15 protein-coding genes and 1 other RNA gene are annotated in these 17,039 nt (G+C 65.1%); 12 read left to right on the forward strand and 4 right to left on the reverse strand.

All coding sequences use genetic code 11. The features are described 5' to 3' along the window. Positions 1-126: 126 nt before the first annotated feature. A complete protein-coding gene (locus NFG58_RS07145) occupies positions 127-1,350 on the reverse strand; it encodes a carboxylate--amine ligase (RefSeq protein ID WP_045993197.1) in 1,224 nt (407 codons plus the stop codon). Positions 1,351-1,674: 324 nt separating this feature from the next. Here NFG58_RS07145 and ffs point away from each other — a divergent pair. Further along, an RNA gene (ffs, locus tag NFG58_RS07150) (signal recognition particle sRNA small type) lies at positions 1,675-1,771 on the forward strand. A 305-nt stretch (positions 1,772-2,076) separates the two neighbouring features. Here the strand turns inward: ffs and NFG58_RS07155 are convergent. Continuing rightward, positions 2,077-3,039, reverse strand: coding sequence for a hypothetical protein (locus NFG58_RS07155; protein WP_045993201.1), 963 nt, complete (start codon positions 3,037-3,039; stop codon positions 2,077-2,079). A gap of 221 nt (positions 3,040-3,260) precedes the next feature. Between NFG58_RS07155 and NFG58_RS07160 the strand changes: the two genes are divergently transcribed. The 4 genes from NFG58_RS07160 (at position 3,261) to NFG58_RS07175 (ending at position 8,062) form a co-directional block, all read left to right on the forward strand. Further along, complete coding sequence (locus NFG58_RS07160) at positions 3,261-4,286, forward strand: aldo/keto reductase (protein ID WP_348827868.1); 1,026 nt, start codon at positions 3,261-3,263, stop codon at positions 4,284-4,286. Between the two features lie 171 nt (positions 4,287-4,457). Continuing rightward, positions 4,458-5,828: an NAD-dependent succinate-semialdehyde dehydrogenase gene (locus NFG58_RS07165; protein ID WP_108132613.1), complete on the forward strand. Its 1,371-nt coding sequence runs from the start codon at positions 4,458-4,460 to the stop codon at positions 5,826-5,828. A 249-nt stretch (positions 5,829-6,077) separates the two neighbouring features. After that, positions 6,078-6,821 (forward strand): tellurite resistance TerB family protein, encoded by a 744-nt coding sequence (locus NFG58_RS07170; RefSeq protein WP_287164799.1) that lies wholly within the window; start codon positions 6,078-6,080, stop codon positions 6,819-6,821. A 209-nt stretch (positions 6,822-7,030) separates the two neighbouring features. Next, on the forward strand, positions 7,031-8,062 hold the full coding sequence (locus NFG58_RS07175; RefSeq protein ID WP_287164800.1) for a histone deacetylase family protein: 1,032 nt from the start codon (positions 7,031-7,033) through the stop codon (positions 8,060-8,062). A gap of 18 nt (positions 8,063-8,080) precedes the next feature. Here NFG58_RS07175 and NFG58_RS07180 read toward each other — a convergent pair whose 3' ends face one another. Further along, positions 8,081-9,358, reverse strand: a complete 1,278-nt coding sequence (locus tag NFG58_RS07180; protein ID WP_348827869.1) for a hypothetical protein — start codon at positions 9,356-9,358, stop codon at positions 8,081-8,083. A gap of 281 nt (positions 9,359-9,639) precedes the next feature. Between NFG58_RS07180 and dnaX the strand changes: the two genes are divergently transcribed. The 6 genes from dnaX (at position 9,640) to NFG58_RS07210 (ending at position 15,105) form a co-directional block, all read left to right on the forward strand. Further along, positions 9,640-11,988, forward strand: coding sequence for a DNA polymerase III subunit gamma/tau (dnaX, locus tag NFG58_RS07185; RefSeq protein WP_348827870.1), 2,349 nt, complete (start codon positions 9,640-9,642; stop codon positions 11,986-11,988). 39 nt (positions 11,989-12,027) lie between these two features. After that, on the forward strand, positions 12,028-12,354 hold the full coding sequence (locus tag NFG58_RS07190; protein WP_045993209.1) for a YbaB/EbfC family nucleoid-associated protein: 327 nt from the start codon (positions 12,028-12,030) through the stop codon (positions 12,352-12,354). A gap of 92 nt (positions 12,355-12,446) precedes the next feature. Then, positions 12,447-13,052 carry a recombination mediator RecR gene (gene recR / locus NFG58_RS07195; protein WP_348827871.1) on the forward strand — a complete coding sequence of 202 codons (606 nt, stop codon included), beginning with the start codon at positions 12,447-12,449 and terminating at the stop codon, positions 13,050-13,052. A gap of 36 nt (positions 13,053-13,088) precedes the next feature. Continuing rightward, positions 13,089-14,222, forward strand: a complete 1,134-nt coding sequence (rnd, locus tag NFG58_RS07200; RefSeq protein WP_124804325.1) for a ribonuclease D — start codon at positions 13,089-13,091, stop codon at positions 14,220-14,222. Positions 14,223-14,339: 117 nt separating this feature from the next. Continuing rightward, complete coding sequence (locus NFG58_RS07205) at positions 14,340-14,642, forward strand: YcgL domain-containing protein (protein WP_124804472.1); 303 nt, start codon at positions 14,340-14,342, stop codon at positions 14,640-14,642. Positions 14,643-14,646: 4 nt separating this feature from the next. Then, positions 14,647-15,105: a YcgN family cysteine cluster protein gene (locus NFG58_RS07210; protein ID WP_045993212.1), complete on the forward strand. Its 459-nt coding sequence runs from the start codon at positions 14,647-14,649 to the stop codon at positions 15,103-15,105. Positions 15,106-15,200: 95 nt separating this feature from the next. Here NFG58_RS07210 and NFG58_RS07215 read toward each other — a convergent pair whose 3' ends face one another. Further along, positions 15,201-16,109: a LysR substrate-binding domain-containing protein gene (locus NFG58_RS07215; protein WP_045993213.1), complete on the reverse strand. Its 909-nt coding sequence runs from the start codon at positions 16,107-16,109 to the stop codon at positions 15,201-15,203. 132 nt (positions 16,110-16,241) lie between these two features. On the opposite strand from NFG58_RS07215, the gene NFG58_RS07220 reads away from it, so the two are divergent. Next, positions 16,242-16,997: a 5-oxoprolinase subunit PxpA gene (locus tag NFG58_RS07220; protein ID WP_124804326.1), complete on the forward strand. Its 756-nt coding sequence runs from the start codon at positions 16,242-16,244 to the stop codon at positions 16,995-16,997. Positions 16,998-17,039 lie beyond the last annotated feature (42 nt).

A 17,039-nucleotide genomic window follows, 5' to 3' on the forward strand; every position in this document is an offset into this window, starting at 1 on the left:
CAGTCCCTACATCAGGGGGTCGAGTCGTGTCACGTCGAGCGGACGACGCCAGTATACGCATGCTCGGGCGGCGGCGTCGCCAATCCGGCGGCGCTGCCCCGACGGGGCAGCGCTTAACAGGCAGGCCTAGATGTAGTAGTCCTCGTCTTCCTGTGCCTTCAACAGGTCGCGCAAGGTATGGGCGTCGTCGCCCTTGAAGTAGACCAGGCCCCAGTGGGTACCGAAGGCGGTACGCTTGGTGACGGTCTCTTCCAGCGGCGCGGTCAGCTCGTGTGACTCGAAGTAGGGGTGGTCTTCCACCGACTCCGGGATTTCCAGACGGCTGACCACACGGCGGCGCGGATAGACCCCGAAACAGCCGGCGAAGCCGTTGGCGTCGACCACTTCGCGCGGGAAGAACTCGGCGACTTCCTCGGGCGTGGTCTTGGGGTCGAACACCAGCATGCTGGCCTGGTAGGCGTTGAAGCCATAGACCCGCTCGAGCAGCTCGAACACCTTGAAGCCGGGCGGACGATAGGCCACTTCGCCGAAGTACATCTCGCCATCGCTGGTGACGAAGTACTCGGGGTGGATCAGGCCGAAATCGATGTCGAAGGCCTTGATCAGCTTCTCGATCTGCACGCGGATCTGCTCGCGGTAGCGCTCAAGCTCCGGCGAGGCCGGCACGAACACCGAATAACCCAGGGTCACGTACTCGGAGATGTTGAGAAAGGCGATCTTGCCGTCATGGATCCAGGCCTCCACCGCGAACTCCCAGCCATCCAGGTGGGATTCCATCAGCACCGGAAATTCCTCTTCCGGGATGGTGTCGACTTCGTCGGGGGTACGGATCACCCGGTGTCCAAGGCAGCCAGCCTTGTCGAAGGCCTTGAGGTGGATCGGGTCGTTGGGGTCACCGTCGAGCTTGAGCAGGGTCTGGTTGACCCGCTTGAGGAAGCGGATGACGTCCTGGTGGTCGTGGGCTTCCTCGAAGATGCCGACGCGAATACCGCCGAGCTGCGCACGCCGCTTCATCAGGGCCTTGTCACGCAGCAGCAGCGACTGGCCGTAGAGGCGCGGGTTGTCGAGTAGCACTGAGTTGATCGCTCCGGCCCACTCCACGGTTTCCTCGAACAGTGGAATGGACACGTCCACGCCCATGTCGCGCAGGGTCTCGGCGATTTCCAGCGAGCGGTCGTTGAGCCGTTCGAAGTTCCAGGAGACGTAGGGGATATCGTGCTGCTTGCAGTAGTCCTCGGCCCAGTCCGGGGCCACCACAACGTAGCGACGGTCGAAATTCTCGGCGGCCTCGATGGCGTTCAGGCTCCAGCCGAGTAGTGCGATGTAGCCTTTGTTGGGATCCTTGTTCATGCAGCGCCTCCTTGGAATGGGCGTTGGTGGGCGTAATGGTGCTGGTTGTTCGTGGTCGTCATCCTCAAAAAGTGACGCCTGGTGAGTATGAGCTCCCAGGCGTTAAGGTGCTTCCACCATACAGCTTCAGTGTAGAAGTCTCACATTTCGAGCGCTGCATGACTGTTGAGGCAAAGTCTACTGGGTTTGCCCTTGTGGCCCGGGCATGACCTTGGTATAGTGCCCGCGTCCTGAGCAAGAGGCTGATTTTTCAGGCCTTGCCCGGTGACGTTTTCAGGCAGTCGACATTTCCTTTTTGTCGAGCTCGCCTTGCTGTGGTGGCCCTGTCGGTCCTCCCGCAACGCTAGACCGCAAACCCCGCCAGGCCCGGAAGGGAGCAACGGTAGTGGTGGACGCGTGTGCCGGGATGTGGCTGTCGGGGCCGCCTCCATTTCAGGCCATGCCTTTGATCCTGCAGGACCTTCTGCCTCATTGATCCCGCTGTTGCACAACAGTGGTACAAAGAGGTGGTACAACCGTGTCTGCTATCTTGCGCTGAGTATTCCTTATTCCCGCATTTGTGGGTCGGTATTGAGGTGCCCCTTCGATGTGGCATTCGCCGGTCTGATGCGCCGCCCGCGCTGCGATACCAGGAACTTCCTGTTTACACAGCGGAGCGCCTTGCTCGGCGCCCCTACCTGTCTTTCTCGTCTCGGCTCTTCCTCGCCCAGGCGGATACTGCCTTGCCTAGCGGATCTCGCGATCCAGGGCAAAGTAGTCATCGGACTTGAGTTTGGCGATCTCCGCCGAGAGAGTGGATTCTTCGTTGCGCGACAGCAGCACGCTGGCGACGGCGCTCAGTGAGCACAGCACCTCCTTGCATTCGGTGCGGGTGCGCTGGATCGACTGGCGCGCCAGCAGCAGGCACATGGCCTGAGCGCGGGCAGGGCGCTTGATCAGGGTGCCGTAAAGGTTACCGATGACCACGCCACTCAGCTCCTGGTCCTGGATCTCTCGATTGTCGTACTCACGGTAGAAGGCTTCTTCCTGGCCGTCGGGGATGAAGTAGTGGATGAACTCCTTGTAGTCGGGGTCGTAGGCGATGCTGCTGACGGCGTTGACCAGCTTCTTTTTCAGGGCGGCGTGCTCGGGATCCTGCTCGTCGACCTTGGCGAGCCGGTCGGCAATCTTGACCGCGCCTTCCAGTTCACGCAGCAGGTGGGCGTAGCCTGAGTTGATCTCGTCATGGCAGCGGGCGATATCGTCGAAGTCGCTCTTGATGCTGGCGACCATGCCGTCGCCTTCGGGCAGGCTGCCGAGGACCGGGAACAGCAGGTACTTGTGGACGTGGCAGCTCTCGTAGTAGCGCGAGACCTCGTCCTTGAACGCCTGCAGGTATTCGCCGACCTCTTCCAGGTAGTCGTCGTTCTGCTCGATATGCCGCTGGACCGCGTCCACACCATCCTGTTTCCACAGCCGGTTGAGGCGTCGTTCGATCTTGCCGGCGTTGGTGATCATGCTGTTGAAGTCTTTTGACAGCTGGATGGTGGTTTCCTGGACCTTGGTCACGGCGATGGCGCGGGCCTGGTCATTGATGCCGACCTCGCGAGCCATGCGCCGCTGACGGTGATTGTCCAGCGTCCAGGACACGAAGGCACCAAGGATCGCCAGGCTGGTGGCGATGTCCACGCCAATCGATAGGTTGTCCACTGCGTTGTCTATCCTTTTTAGGGGTTATCGTTATGTGCTGGGAATCGCTTCCGGGGTTACCAGAAGCGATGGCCGTCTCACGGGCATACTGGTGTAGCCTTAAACAGGTATGCTGAATCAGGCTAATACGATAGTAGTGGCTGTCGATGACGCTTAGAAGGGGAAATCCCGTCGTTTCGATGTGGGTTGTCAGTTTTTTATCAACATGATCGGGAGATTGCATGTCAGACGTCCTTCGTCGGCTCGAGCGGTTGCGGGCGCCAGCCATCGGCCTTGGCTGCATGAACGTGTCCCACGCCTATGGCAGTCCGTTGCCGGAAGCCGAGGCGGTCAGGGTGTTGCAGCACGCTTTCGAGGTGGGCTACCGCCACTTCGATACCGCCACCCTCTACGGCAAGACGGCCAATGAGCGAGTCGTGGGGCAAGCGCTTGCCGGTCGCCGTGAAGAGGTCTTCCTGGCCAGCAAGTGTGGCATGGCCTTCGACCCGGAGATCGGTGCCAAGCGCATCGACGGGCGGCCTGAGACGCTGCGCCGCCAATGCGAGCAGAGCCTTTCGCGACTGAAGACCGATCATCTGGATCTCTACTACCTGCATCGACGGGATCGTCAGGTGCCGATCGAGGAGAGCGTGGGAGAACTGGGACGACTCGAGCAGGAAGGGAAGATCGGTGGGGTCGGGCTGTCCGAGGTGTCGGCGGCGACGCTCAGGCAGGCCCGGCAGGAGCATCCCATCGCGGCGGTGCAGTCGGAATACTCGGTGTGGACGCGCAACCCCGAGATCGCGTTACTCGACGCCTGCCGTGAGTCGAATACCGTGCTGGTGGCGTTCAGCCCGCTGGGCCGCGCCTTTCTGACCGGTACCCTGCGTGACCCCGCCAGGCTCGAGGAGGCCGACATGCGCCGAGGCATGCCGCGCTTTAGTGCCGACAACTACCCGCGCAATCTTGCCCTGCTGGCCGAGTTCGAGGCGCTGGCGCGCCAGCGCGAGTGCACCCCCGCCCAGTTGGCGCTGGCCTGGCTGAGAGGGCAGGGGGCGGACGTGATACCGATCCCCGGATCACGTACAGCCACCCACCAGGAAGAGAACCTGGCTGCCGAGGCGCTGACGCTGGATGCCGGCACGCTTGCGCTGATCAACGCCATGATGACGGCGGACCAGGTGGTCGGTGCGCGTTACAGCGAGGCCCAGCAGGCGGATATCGACACCGAGGAGTTTGCAACGGCGCGTGGCGACGGGAATCACTGAAGCGTCGACAGGCCTCGGGGAGAAATTTGTTCGGCAGCCACGCCGAACTCTGGTCGAATCCTCCTGTCCACCGTGGCGGGCCGGCGCTATGCTGTTTAGCCCCCTGAATCTGCCGAGAGCCTTCGCCATGCGAAGGCTGGTCGCACAGCCATGCCGCAAGGAGAGACAGCCATGAGCCATTACAAGGTTACCAACCCGGCGACCGGAGAGGTCGAAGCCACCTACCCCGACGCCAGCGACGGCGAGATTCTGAAGGCCGTGGAGTCGGCGCATCAGGCGTATCTGGCCTGGCGTGACGTCACCCCCGCCGAGCGTGCGGCGCTGCTGCACCGGGTCGCCGACCTGCACGAACAGCGCCGTGACCAGCTCGCCGATATCATCGTGCGCGAGATGGGCAAGCCGAAGTCCCAGGCCCTGGGCGAAATGTCGGTGGTGGTGGACATATACCGCTACTACGCCGACAACGGCCCGGCCTGGCTGGAGCCGGAGCCCATCGTCACCGGCGGCGCCAAGGCCGAGGTGCGCAAGCAGGGGCTCGGGGTGCTGCTGGGCATCATGCCCTGGAACTTCCCCTACTATCAGGTGGCGCGCTTTGCCGGTCCCAACGTGCTCAACGGCAACACCATCCTGCTCAAGCACGCTCCCCAGTGTCCGGAGTCGGCCAAGGCCATCGAGGACATCTTCACCGAGGCGGGGGCGCCCAAGGGGCTTTACACCAACCTCTACGCCAGCAACGAGCAGGTGGGTGAGCTGATCGCCGACCCGCGGGTGCAGGGCGTGTCGCTGACCGGTTCAGAGCGTGCCGGCGCGGCGGTGGCCGAGCAGGCCGGTCGCCAGCTCAAGAAGGTGGTGCTGGAGCTGGGTGGCTCCGACCCCTTCCTGGTGCTGCCCGACGCCGATCTGGAGCAGGCCGTCAAGCAGGCGGTGCAGGGACGTTTCGGCAACTGCGGTCAGGCCTGCAACGCGGCCAAGCGGATCATCGTCGACGACGCCGTCTACGATGACTTCCTGGCGGCCTTCCGCGAGGCGGTGGAGCAGATCAAGGTCGGTGATCCCATGGCGGACGATACCGTGATGGGACCGATGTCCTCGGAGCAGGCGCTTACCAACCTGGATGCTCAGGTCCAGGACGCGATCCGCCAGGGCGCGACCCTGGTCACCGGCGGCAAGCGCCTGGATCGCGCTGGCGCCTGGTACGCCCCGACCCTGCTGACCGGCGTGACCCGCGACATGCGCATCTTCCAGGAGGAGCTGTTCGGACCGGTGGCTGTGGTCTACCGCGCCGCCGATCTGGAGGACGCGATCGACCTGGCCAACGACACGCCCTATGGCCTGGGTGCAGTGATCCAGACCTCCAACCCCGAGGGAGCGCTCGAGCTGGCCAATCGTCTGGAGGTGGGCATGGTCCACATCAACGAGCCGCCCGGCAGCGAAGCCGAGCTGCCCTTCGGTGGCGTCAAGCGCTCCGGCTTCGGCCGCGAGCTTGGCAAGGATGGCATGGATGAGTTCGTTAACCGCCAGATGGTGAAGATGGCACGCTGATCCCGGGCCGACATCTGAGCCGACAGCGCGATGCGCCGCTGGACAAGGACCCGTCAAGTTCGCTTGGCGGGTTCTTGCGTTCAGGAGGACTCGATCCGCGAGGACAAAACAGGAGGCCAAGGCTGGTGCCAGTGTCTATGGTGACGCCATGGGCCCTTGTCCGCGGTTGAATCGAGATGGCGGCTCGTATCCAGGGAACCTCGCCGTCGTCGAGCTTTCCAATGACCATCGACCAAGGAGGAGTGCGATATGAATGCCAAGTACCTGCTCGACCAACTGATGAAACAGGCCAGCGGTTCGTCTTCCGGCGGTTCGTCTTCCGGAAAGGGCGGCTTCGACGTGCAGGGGCTGATCAACAGCGTCTCGTCCCAGCTGTCCGGGGGATCGTCGTCGTCCAGCGGTGGCGGCGGCATGGACATGAAGAGCCTGCTCGGCGGCGGTGCGCTAGGCATGCTGATGGGGTCCAAGCGCGGCCGCAGCATGGGCGGCAAGGCGATCAAGTACGGCGCCATCGCCGGCGTCGGCATGCTGGCCTGGAAGGCCTGGCAGAAGTCCCGTGGCGGTGACGAGGCCACCCCCGCGTCTCAGGGGGCTCAATCCGGTGAAGGGGCTCCGCTGGAGGAGCTCGGCGGCGAGGCCCAGGAACGGCGTAGCCTGGAGGTATTGCAGGCGGTGATCATGGCGGCCCGGGCCGACGGCCACATCGACGCCCAGGAGCGCGCCCTGATCAGCGAGCAGATTCAGCAGCTCGGGGCCGATGATGAGCTGCATGCCTGGGTCGAGCGTCAGCTCCAGGCACCGCTGGACGCCCAGGCCCTGGCCAGTCAGGCCGACTCGCCCCAGGCGGCGCGGGAGATGTACCTGGCCAGCGCCGCGGTGATCGACGACCAGAATGCCATGGAGCGTGCCTGGCTGGACGAGCTGGGCACCGCGCTGTCGCTGGACGAGAACGTGCGTCGCGAACTGGAACGCCAGCTCGAGGGGCAGGGCTGAGCCACCGTCACGCACGACCGCTTGAGAAGCCCTCGGACACGCAAGCTCTGACAACAGCCCTGACAGAAAAGCCCTTTGATGATGAAGCCCGGCGCCAGTCGCCGGGCTTCCCTTGTTGATGGGCCCGGCGGCACAATACGTTCGCCCGATTTGCGCTGAAGGCGTTGTCGGTCACCCCGTCGCCGGTCAACAAAAGGAATAATGCAAGCATGCAGGTGTACCACAGTGAAGCGACCAAGCTGCGTCGTGCCAGGACCGAACTCCACGATGGCCAGCTGATGACCCCCTTCGAGTGCCCCGAGCGGGTCGACCTGGTGCTCGCACAGCTCCGTGACAGCGGTGTCGGACCGGTCGCCGCGCCGAGGGAGCACGGCCTGGCGCCGGTGCTGGCGGTGCATGATGCAGCCTACGTCGAGTTTCTCTCGACCTGCTGGGACGAATGGCAGGCCGCCGGTCACGGCGGCGAGGCCATCCCTACCATCTGGCCGACGCGTACCATGCGTGAAGATCGTATTCCCGGCCATGTCGGTGGCAAGCTTGGTTACTATGCCCTCGGTGGCGACACCTCGATTTCCCCCGGCACCTTCGAGGCGGCGATGGCCAGCAAGGATGTGGCGCTGTCGGCCTACGAGCACACCGCTTCCAGCGGCCAGCCGAGCTTCGGCCTGTGCCGCCCGCCGGGTCATCACGCCGCCAGTGATCAGTTCGGCGGCTACTGCTTTTTCAACAATGCGGCCATCGTGGCCCAGCGTGCGCTCGACGATGGTCACGCTCGGGTGGCGATCCTCGACGTCGACTTCCACCACGGCAACGGCACCCAGCAGATCTTCTATGGCCGTGACGATGTCCTGACCCAGTCGATCCACGGCGACCCGGATCAGTGCTTTCCCTACTACCTCGGCCACGCCGACGAGAAGGGCGAGGGGCCGGGGCTTGGCTACAACGTCAACTATCCGCTGCCGCCTGGTACCGACTATGCCACCTGGCGCGAGCGCCTGGAGCTTGCCCTGGCCGAGATCAGCGACAAGCAGGCAAGCCTTCTGGTGGTGTCGCTGGGTGTCGATACCTTCGAAGGCGACCCCATCTCGAGCTTCCGCCTCAAGAGCGATGACTTCCTCGACATGGGGCGTCGGCTGGCAAGCCTGGGCCTGCCCAGCGTCATCCTGATGGAGGGCGGCTACGCGGTGGAAGAGATCGGCGTCAATGTGGCCAAGGTGCTTCAGGGCTTCCAGGGCGCCTAGGCTTCCAGGGGGCGGCGTTCAGTCTCGCGACTCGACGTCTGCCTGGGGCGGCGGATGGATCACTCGCTCCTGCCTGGGTGGCGGCAGGCGAAGCGATGCCCCGGGCCGCGAATACAGCCCCTTGAACAGCTTCAGCCCAAGCCATAGAAACAGCAGCGGAATCACCAGGGTGCGCATCACAAACAGCGCCATCAACTGGAGGATGGCGTTGGTGCCGGATTCGACTCGGCTCTGAATGGCGCTGATGCTGAGGCCGTCGGTAAGGGCTCCGATGCGCTCGGCCAGGCCGTCGAACAGACCTTCGTCCGGGTCCTCGCCCGCCAGGCGGCGGCGCAGGGTGTCACGTTCGCGGTCCACGGCGGCGAGCTCGGCGAGCTGGCCCTCGCGCTCGTCGGTGAGCTCGGCCAGGCGCTGTCGCCGTTGGCCAAGCTGCTGTTCGAGGCGCTCGATCTCGGGGTTGTCGTGGAAGGGGTTGAGGCGCTCGGTCAGACTCAGCCGGGCGGTTAACAGCGACAGCCGACCGCGACTCTGTTCCACCGCGTCCTCGGCCTTGCCGATCTGTCGATTGGTCTCGATCAGCGATTCGCGCAGTTGCTGGCGCCGCTGGTCGGTATCGGCCATCTCGGCCTCAAGCCGCTCGCGCTGCTGTGGCGTCAGGGCATCACCGGCCTCTGCCAGGCCGGTGGCCTGGACCTCTTCGGACAGGCCCTGGACTTCGGCCATGCTGGCGCTGGTGCGCTCATCGAGAAAGGCCTGATCCACCAGGGTGCTGGCCACCAGTGTCATCAGCAGCAGAAACCGGCCGAGTCCGATCAGTGCGAAGGCCTTCCACGCCAATGGCGTCAGCCGCCAATCTCGCCACAGGCACAGGATCAGCAATGCCCCGGCCAGGCTCAGGGCAATCTTGAACATCAGCGAGCCGGTGATCTCCAGCAGCAGGGTCTGGCCGATCAGTGAGCCGATGGCCAGCTTCATCACGCTGGCGTAGTCCTCCACCAGGTCGTTGAAGGGGTCCAGCGCCTCGAAGGGATGGGTCGACACGCCAACGCCCATCTCGGTCGACTGCAGCACCGAGATGCCAGCGTTGAGCCCGCGGGCGGCAGCGAAGGCGAGCAGCGCCTGGGTAGTGGCGCCCTCGACCTGGCGCTGGGTCGCACGGTCGAGCACATCGAGCCAGGACAGTGCCATCACCGCGACGATGGCCAGCGTCAGCAGCACCTTCAGCCGCCGTGAGGGCGAAAGCCGTCGCTTCGCGGTGGGGGGCGTCTCAGAGGAGGTGGGCGCGGAGTCAGACATGAAGGGTCCTGTGGCAATGGAAGGCGGGACGCTACCGTCGGTTGGCTGCGGGTACCTCTCACCAGTGGCGGATGCGAGCAACGCCAGACGGGCGCACAGGTGTGAGGTGCCGCTTCAACGGCGTGAACCCCCTTGGCCTTTGCGCCCAAGGCCCCACCCGGTAGAATGCCACGACCATCGGGCGGGAAACACCGTCGCGTGACCGCCACGCCGCCTCGCTCCCGCCGCGTTGTCTCAGCGGGTCGCCTGGCCCAAAGCCCAGCCGCAGGAAAGAACGTTCAATGAGCTATCAGGTACTGGCCCGCAAATGGCGGCCTCGCACCTTCCATGAACTGGTGGGGCAGGAGCATGTCCAGCGGGCGTTGGTCAATGCCCTGGACCAGGGCCGCCTGCACCATGCCTACCTGTTCACCGGGACCCGAGGTGTCGGCAAGACGACCCTGGCGCGCATCCTGGCCAAGTGCCTCAATTGCACCGACAAGGGGGAAGGTGACGACGGCGTGACCTCGACCCCCTGTGGCCGTTGCGATAGCTGTCAGTCCATCGACCAGGGCCGCTTCGTCGACCTGATCGAGGTCGACGCCGCCTCGCGGACCAAGGTCGAAGACACCCGCGAGCTGCTCGACAATGTTCAGTACGCGCCGACCCAGGGCCGCTACAAGGTGTACCTCATCGATGAGGTGCACATGCTCTCCACCAGCAGTTTCAATGCGCTGCTGAAGACCCTGGAAGAGCCGCCGCCCCATGTGAAGTTCCTGCTGGCGACCACCGATCCGCAGAAGCTGCCGCCGACGGTGCTGTCGCGCTGCCTGCAGTTTACGCTCAAGCATATGCCGCCGGAGCGTATCGTCGGCCACCTGTCCAAGGTGCTGGAAGCCGAGCAGGTACCCTTCGAGGAGTCTGCACTGTGGCTGCTGGGCAAGGCCGCCGCCGGCTCCATGCGCGATGCCATGAGTCTGACCGACCAGTCGATCGCCTTCGGCCAGGGTGAGGTCCGCCACGCCGACGTCGCCGCCATGCTCGGTACGCTCGACCATCGCCACGTGCTGGCGCTGATCGAGGCGCTGGCCGAGGTGGACGCCGCACGGCTGCTCCAGGAGGTGGCGAGCCTGGCCGAGCAGGGTCCGGACTTCGGTGCGGTGCTCGACGATCTGACGGCGGTGCTGCACCGCCTGGCGATCGGTCAGATGGTGCCGTCGGCGCTGGACAACGGTCACGGCGACCGTCAGGCGCTGCTTGAACTGGCCGGGCGCTTCGCCGCCGAGGACGTGCAGCTCTACTATCAGATCGGGGTACAGGGACGTGCCGACATGGCCCACGCCCCTGACCTGCGTACCGCCCTGGAAATGACCCTGCTGCGGATGCTGGCGTTTCGTCCCCAGGGCGTGCCCAGGCCCGCCCGGACGCCGCTGCCGATGCGCGGCGAGGCAGCGCCGCAGGCGGGTTCACCGTCTGCCGCGCTGCCTGACTCTCGGAGCGAACCGCAGCCCGAAGTTCAGACACAAGCTCAGACCCCAGCCCAGAACCAAGCTCAGCCTCACGTTCAAGCTCAGTCCCAGGCTCAGTCTCACGTTCAGCCCGCACCGCAGCCTGAACCACAGCCCGAGCCTGGGGCGCCATCCTCGTCCGAGACCCAGGCGAAGACGGCGGCGCCGGTCGAGGCCAGTGTCGATGCCGCGCCGGCGCCCGTCGATGGGCCAGCGCCCATGCCGGGTGAAGCGCAAGACAGTCGCGATGATAGTGGCGGCGAAGCCGACTATCGTGCGAACAACCACGCCAGTGACGTGCCGCCGCCCTGGGAGGGCGGTGCTCCCGAGGACCCTACGCCGGGCGCTGAGGCGCCCACCGCCGTCACCAGCGAGCCGGCGCCGACCGCCTCGAGCGAGCCGGTGGGCCTGGCCGAGACGCCGTCCGCCGAGGCCCAGGCCGGGCAAGCGATGGCGTCCACACAGGACCAGCCGCTCCCGACCGAACCGCACCCGGTTGAGTCGCACCTGGCCGAAACGCCTGCGGTCGCCGGGAGCGAAGAGAGTAGCGGTGAGCCAAGTCCTGAGCCAAGCTTTGGGCCAAGCGCAGAGCCAAGCCTTGAGCCCGACGCCGGGGTCGAGGAGTTGGCGGATGAGGCGATGGCGGCCGAGGCGATGGTCGACGAGGCCTCGCAGCACCAGCAGCACGCCGCAGAGCCCGCCGCCGGCGAGACCACCGCGACGTCGACAGGGGCGCTGACTCACAGCGCCTGGCTGGCCCACTTCGACGATCTTGGCGTGTCGGGCCTGACCCGCAACCTTGCCGCCCACTGCGTGGTGGCCGCCGACGACGGTGAACGGCTACATCTGCATCTGGACCCGTCGCAATCGGCGATGAACGCCGAGGTTCACCAGAACCGGATTCGCGATGCCCTCGAGGCCCTGGGGTATCCCCGTCGACTCGAGATCGAGGTGCGTCAGCTCGACACCAGCGTCGAGACCCCGCGGCAGATGGCCGAACGCCTGGCAGCGGAACGCCACGCCGAAGCGGTTGAGGCCTTGAAGCGTGATCCCCATATTCAACAATTGCAGCAGACATTCGGCGCCAGGCTGGTGGAGTCCAGCGTGACCCCCGCCGGTGAGACCCGCAAGGCCAGACGCTGAGCGTCTGCGCCTGACAGTTTAAAACGAGAGGATCGGACCATGATGAAAGGTGGAATGGGTAACCTGATGAAGCAGGCCCAGGAAATGCAGGACAAGATGCAGCGGGTCCAGGAAGAAATCGCCAAGGCCGAGGTGCTGGGTGAAGCCGGCGCCGGCATGGTCAAGGTGACCATGAACGGCCGCCATGACGTCAGCAAGGTCGAGATCGACCCGTCGGTGATGGAAGAGGACAAGGAACTGCTCGAGGACTTGCTGGCCGCTGCGGTCAACGACGCCGTGCGCAAGGTCGAGACCAGCTCCAAGGCCAAGATGGAAGAGGTGACCTCGGGCCTCAACCTGCCGCCCGGCTTCAAGATGCCGTTCTGAGCCGACCCTGACGCGACCCGGGCCAGCGACTGGCCTGGGCGAGAGTGTATCCGCCGGACGCAGTGTTTGCCCGGCGCTGGACGAGTTTGCCCATGAGTTTTTCTCCCCTGGTCGAGCAATTGATGGACGCACTGCGCGTGCTGCCGGGCGTCGGGCCCAAGACCGCCCAGCGCATGGCCATGCACCTGCTGGAGCGCCAGCGTGAAGGCGGCCAGCGTCTGGCCGAGGTGATGCGTGAGGCGGTCGAAAGGGTAGGCTACTGCCAGCGCTGCCGGACCCTGACCGAAGAGCCGCTGTGCGGGCTTTGTCAGAGCGCGCGTCGGGACGACAGCCTGCTGTGTGTGGTCGAGTCGCCGGCGGATATGCTGGCCATCGAGGAGGCCGGCGGCTTTCGGGGACGTTACTTCGTGCTGCACGGCCACCTGTCGCCGCTGGACGGTATCGGGCCCGAGGACATCGGTCTCGATCAGCTCGAGACCCTGATGGAAGAGGGCCTGATCGAAGAGGTGGTGCTGGCGACCAATCCCACCGTGGAAGGCGAAGCCACCGCCCACTATATCGCCACCCAGATCCAGCGCCACGGTGCACGTCTGTCGCGTCTGGCCTATGGTGTTCCCATGGGGGGTGAGCTCGAGTACGTCGACGGCGGGACCTTGAGCCGCGCCTTTTCCGGTCGCCTGCCCTTCGACAGTGAATAAGTCGGGCGAACGTTGTTGCCTCAAATGGATGCTTGAATGCCTGTAATCCCTGATATTCGATGGATCGATAGCGCCGACGCTCTCGACGACGCCTGCCAGGCGCTGTCCCAGGCACCGGTACTGGCGCTGGACACGGAGTTCTTTCGCGAGAAGACCTTTCACCCGGTTCCCGCACTGATCCAGATCTACGGTGGCGACGCCACCTATCTGATCGACCCGCTGGAGGTCGCCTGCACCGAGCGTTGCCGGCAACTGCTGACCAATGACGCCTTGAAGCTGCTGCACGCCAGCAGCGAGGACCTCGAGGTATTCGGCCACTGGGCCGGGGTCGCGCCGACGCCGCTGGTCGACACCCAGGTGGCCCAGGGGCTCTTGGGCGAAGACGCCGCCATGGGCTACCAGCGGCTGGTGGAGTTCTGGGTGGGCGAGACGCTGCCCAAGGAAGAGACCCGTTCGAACTGGCTGGAGCGCCCCCTTAGTGATTCCCAGCTGAGCTACGCGGCGCTGGACGTGGTCTACCTGCTGATGGTGTGGCAGCACCAGCGTGAGTCGCTGGAGCGCCACGGTCGACTCGAGTGGGTGCTGGAGGACTGCACCGACCTGGTGGCCCAGTCGCAGCGCTCCAGCGAAAGCGACGGCCAGTGGTACCTGCGCCAGCGTCAGCTATGGCGGCTGGCCCCGCGTCAGGTCGAGGCCTACCGCCTGATGACCACCTGGCGCGAGGGCGAGGCCCGGGCCAGGGACCTGCCGCGCAACTGGGTGATTCAGGATCGTGTGCTCTACGCCATCGCCGAGAAGATGCCGGCCAACCGTCATGACCTGGCGGCGGTGGAGGGCGTCAAGCCGACCCTGATCAAGCGAGAGGGCGACACCCTCTTGGCGATGGTCAAGCAGGCCGCGCACCGAGAGGCCTCGGAGCTCGCGCCTGCGCCGCTGGCACCGACCTTGCCGCCGTTCAAGGCGCGCATGAAGGCGCTCAAGAAGGTGGTCAATCTCGACGCCGAGTCGCTGGGAGTCGCCCCCGAGGTGCTGCTGCGCCGGCGTGAGCTGGAAGCCCTGGTCACTGCCAGCCTGCGCAACCAGCCGCTGCCGCTGCCCGGTGGCTGGCGTGGCGAACGACTTAATGAGCGCCTTGAAGGAGCCCTGGGGGAGTTGGCCCAAGCCGGCTAGAAAGAAGGACTCGACCAGGCTGACGAAACACTAACAGCAACGACGAGGCGTCCGATGAATCGAAAGGACGCCCACCAGACCGACAGGGCAGCCCAGGTGGCGCCCGATGAGACCGACATGACGACGATGCAGGGCAAGATGCTGTGCGAGATATTCAAGAGCTCGCGCAAGGACGAGATGTATCTCTACGTGGACAAGCGCGAGGGGCTCAAGCGGGTCCCCGAAGCGCTGATGGAGCGCTTCGGCACGCCGGTATCGGTGATGACCATGATCCTCACCACCGACAAGGCGCTGGCGCGCGCCAGCGGCGCCGAGGTGATGGCGGCGATCGAGGAAAAGGGGTTCTATTTTCAGATGCCGCCGGCCAAGGACGAGTATCTGCTGGACCTGTATCGCACCCCCACCGAAGCCCGCTACTGACGTCATGGCCGAGCTGAGAGAACGTTTCTGGGAGCGCTACGCGCTCGATGAGCTGACCCAGCAGGAATGGGAGGCGCTGTGCGATGGCTGCGGCCAGTGCTGCCTGCGCAAGCTCGAGGACGAGGACACCGGCGATCTGGCGGTGCTGGGCCTGTCCTGCCGGCTGCTCGATACCCACAGCTGCCGCTGCAGCGACTATGACAATCGCCTCGCCAAGGTGCCGGACTGCACCCAACTGACGCCCGAGCTCGCCCACCAGTTCAAGTGGTTGCCGCACTCCTGCGCCTACCGACGGCTGGCCGAGGGACGAAAGCTCGCCGGCTGGCACCATCTGATCTGCGGTGATCCCGAGCGGGTCCACCGCAAGGGTATCAGCGTGCGCAGCTTCGCCATCCCCGAGACCGAGGTGGACGAGGCCGACCTCGAGGACCACATCATCGCAGTGATCCCGGTCGAGGGCTGAACGCCTCTTGTGGCAACGCCACCTGCAATCTCTGATAGCGACCTCCTTCGGGAGGTCGCTTGCGTTGTGGCATGCCCCTGGTACCTGGCGTGCCGTCAGCCCGCCGCCATGGCCTCGATCAGGGCGTCGCGAAACGCTTGGGCCGGCGGCGACAGTGCTCTCTTGCGGTCCCAGGCGAAGCCCACGTCCATGGTCGGGATGGGGTCGGCCAGGTCGATGTGCTCGATGCGTCGGCCCTCCAGCGACCAGGGCCGATAGACCATATCCGACAGGATGCTGACGCCCGAGCCGCTGGCGACAAGGGAGCGCACCGCTTCCACCGAGGATGTGCTGAACAGCGTCTGTGGACCGAGTCCCGATGGTGCCCAGTAGCGCAGTGCGGTCTGCTCGGCCTCGTCGACGTTGAGCATGATATAGGGCTCGCGGGCGACGTCGGCCAGGCCAACGTCGCGCCTGCCGTGAAGAGGGTGGTGGCTGGCGACCCACAGGCGGCGGGGCGATCGGATCAGCAGGTGCTGGGCCAGCGGGGCACCCGGTTCAAGGTTGGAGATCAGCATGATGGCCAGATCGAAGCGCCCGCCGAGCAGGCCGGCCTGGATCGTCGGCCTCGAGGCCTCGTGCAGGCGTACCGTCACACCGGGATAGCGACGTTGAAACTGTGCCAGCAGCGGCGGAAGAAAGTAACCCGCCACGGTATAGCTCATGGCCAGATCGAGGCGTCCCTCCAGCGTCGGCGAGTGCACCCGGGTCGAGTCGAAGGCCTCGTCCACCGCCTGGAAGACGTGTCTGACCCGGTCGAGAAAACGCGTGCCTTCGCGGGTCAGCACCATGCCCTGGGCCTGTCGGTCGAACAGCTTGACGCCCAGCTCGTCCTCGATTTCCCGCACCCCGGTGGTGATCGACGACTGGGACACGTTCAGGTCCACCGCGGCCTGGGTCACCTTGCCGCTTTCCGCCACCGCCACGAAGTAGCGCAGCTTGCGAAGGGAAGGACTGCGCGCCATGTGAGATCTCCCTCAAGTTCTGTTGTTCGAACCTGTTATTCGGATTTTTTGATAATGCCAAACAAGAATTGGTATTTCCAATCAGTGGCGCCTCTCATATACAACGATGGAACACCCGCGAGGAGACCCACAATGACAACACTGGACCTCAATGCCGACATGGGGGAGGGATTCGGCGCCTGGCGCATCGGCGGAGACATCGACGATCGCATCATGGCCGGCATCAGTTCCGCCAATATCGCCACCGGCTTCCACGCCGGCGATCCCACCATCATGACCCATAGCCTGCAGCAGGCGGCGAAGCACGGTGTCGCGGTGGGGGCCCATCCCGGTTTCCGCGACCTGGTCGGCTTTGGTCGCCGGCATATTCACGCCGCCGCCGATGAACTGGTCAATGACGTCATCTATCAGCTCGGCGCCCTGCGCGAACTGGCCGCCCGGGAGGGCCTAGGCCTTCATCACCTGAAGCTTCACGGGGCCCTGTTCATGCACGCGGCCAGGGACGAGGGCTTCGCCACGGCGCTATGTCGCGCACTGATGACCATCGACGCCAATCTGCCGATCTACTGCCTGGCCGGGTCGGTGATCGATCGGGTCGCCGAGGCCGAGGGCATCCAGCGCGTCCACGAGTTCTACGCCGATCGTGACTACGACGATCAGGGTTCCATCGTCTTTGTCCGGCAGGTGCAGCGCCTCGACCCCGAAACGGTGGCCGAGAAGGTGCTGCTGGCGGCCCGCGAGGGCGTGGTCGAGACCGCCAGCGGCAAGCGTGTACCGGTCAGCTTTCAGTCGGTGTGTCTGCACAGCGATTCCCCCGGGGCGCTGGAGATGCTCGACGCCATCCGCCGCCGGCTGGCCGATGCCGGCATCGAGCTCAAGGCTCCCTGAGCCAGCGGCCGCCTGGCCACAGCCATCTTCACCTTGATCGTG

The organism is Halomonas sp. RT37 (assembly GCF_040070525.1).
Classification (GTDB): Bacteria; Pseudomonadota; Gammaproteobacteria; order Pseudomonadales; family Halomonadaceae; genus Halomonas; species Halomonas litopenaei.

Bases quoted from the DNA above. Each gene is read 5' to 3' on its own strand.
- NFG58_RS07145 (WP_045993197.1), bottom strand. From the start codon at position 1,350: ATGAACAAGGATCCCAACAAAGGCTACATCGCACTACTCGGCTGGAGC.
- NFG58_RS07160 (WP_348827868.1), top strand. From the start codon at position 3,261: ATGTCAGACGTCCTTCGTCGGCTCGAGCGGTTGCGGGCGCCAGCCATC.
- NFG58_RS07165 (WP_108132613.1), top strand. From the start codon at position 4,458: ATGAGCCATTACAAGGTTACCAACCCGGCGACCGGAGAGGTCGAAGCC.
- NFG58_RS07170 (WP_287164799.1), top strand. From the start codon at position 6,078: ATGAATGCCAAGTACCTGCTCGACCAACTGATGAAACAGGCCAGCGGT.
- NFG58_RS07175 (WP_287164800.1), top strand. From the start codon at position 7,031: ATGCAGGTGTACCACAGTGAAGCGACCAAGCTGCGTCGTGCCAGGACC.
- NFG58_RS07180 (WP_348827869.1), bottom strand. From the start codon at position 9,358: ATGTCTGACTCCGCGCCCACCTCCTCTGAGACGCCCCCCACCGCGAAG.
- dnaX (WP_348827870.1), top strand. From the start codon at position 9,640: ATGAGCTATCAGGTACTGGCCCGCAAATGGCGGCCTCGCACCTTCCAT.
- NFG58_RS07190 (WP_045993209.1), top strand. From the start codon at position 12,028: ATGATGAAAGGTGGAATGGGTAACCTGATGAAGCAGGCCCAGGAAATG.
- recR (WP_348827871.1), top strand. From the start codon at position 12,447: ATGAGTTTTTCTCCCCTGGTCGAGCAATTGATGGACGCACTGCGCGTG.
- rnd (WP_124804325.1), top strand. From the start codon at position 13,089: ATGCCTGTAATCCCTGATATTCGATGGATCGATAGCGCCGACGCTCTC.
- NFG58_RS07205 (WP_124804472.1), top strand. From the start codon at position 14,340: ATGACGACGATGCAGGGCAAGATGCTGTGCGAGATATTCAAGAGCTCG.
- NFG58_RS07210 (WP_045993212.1), top strand. From the start codon at position 14,647: ATGGCCGAGCTGAGAGAACGTTTCTGGGAGCGCTACGCGCTCGATGAG.
- NFG58_RS07215 (WP_045993213.1), bottom strand. From the start codon at position 16,109: ATGGCGCGCAGTCCTTCCCTTCGCAAGCTGCGCTACTTCGTGGCGGTG.
- NFG58_RS07220 (WP_124804326.1), top strand. From the start codon at position 16,242: ATGACAACACTGGACCTCAATGCCGACATGGGGGAGGGATTCGGCGCC.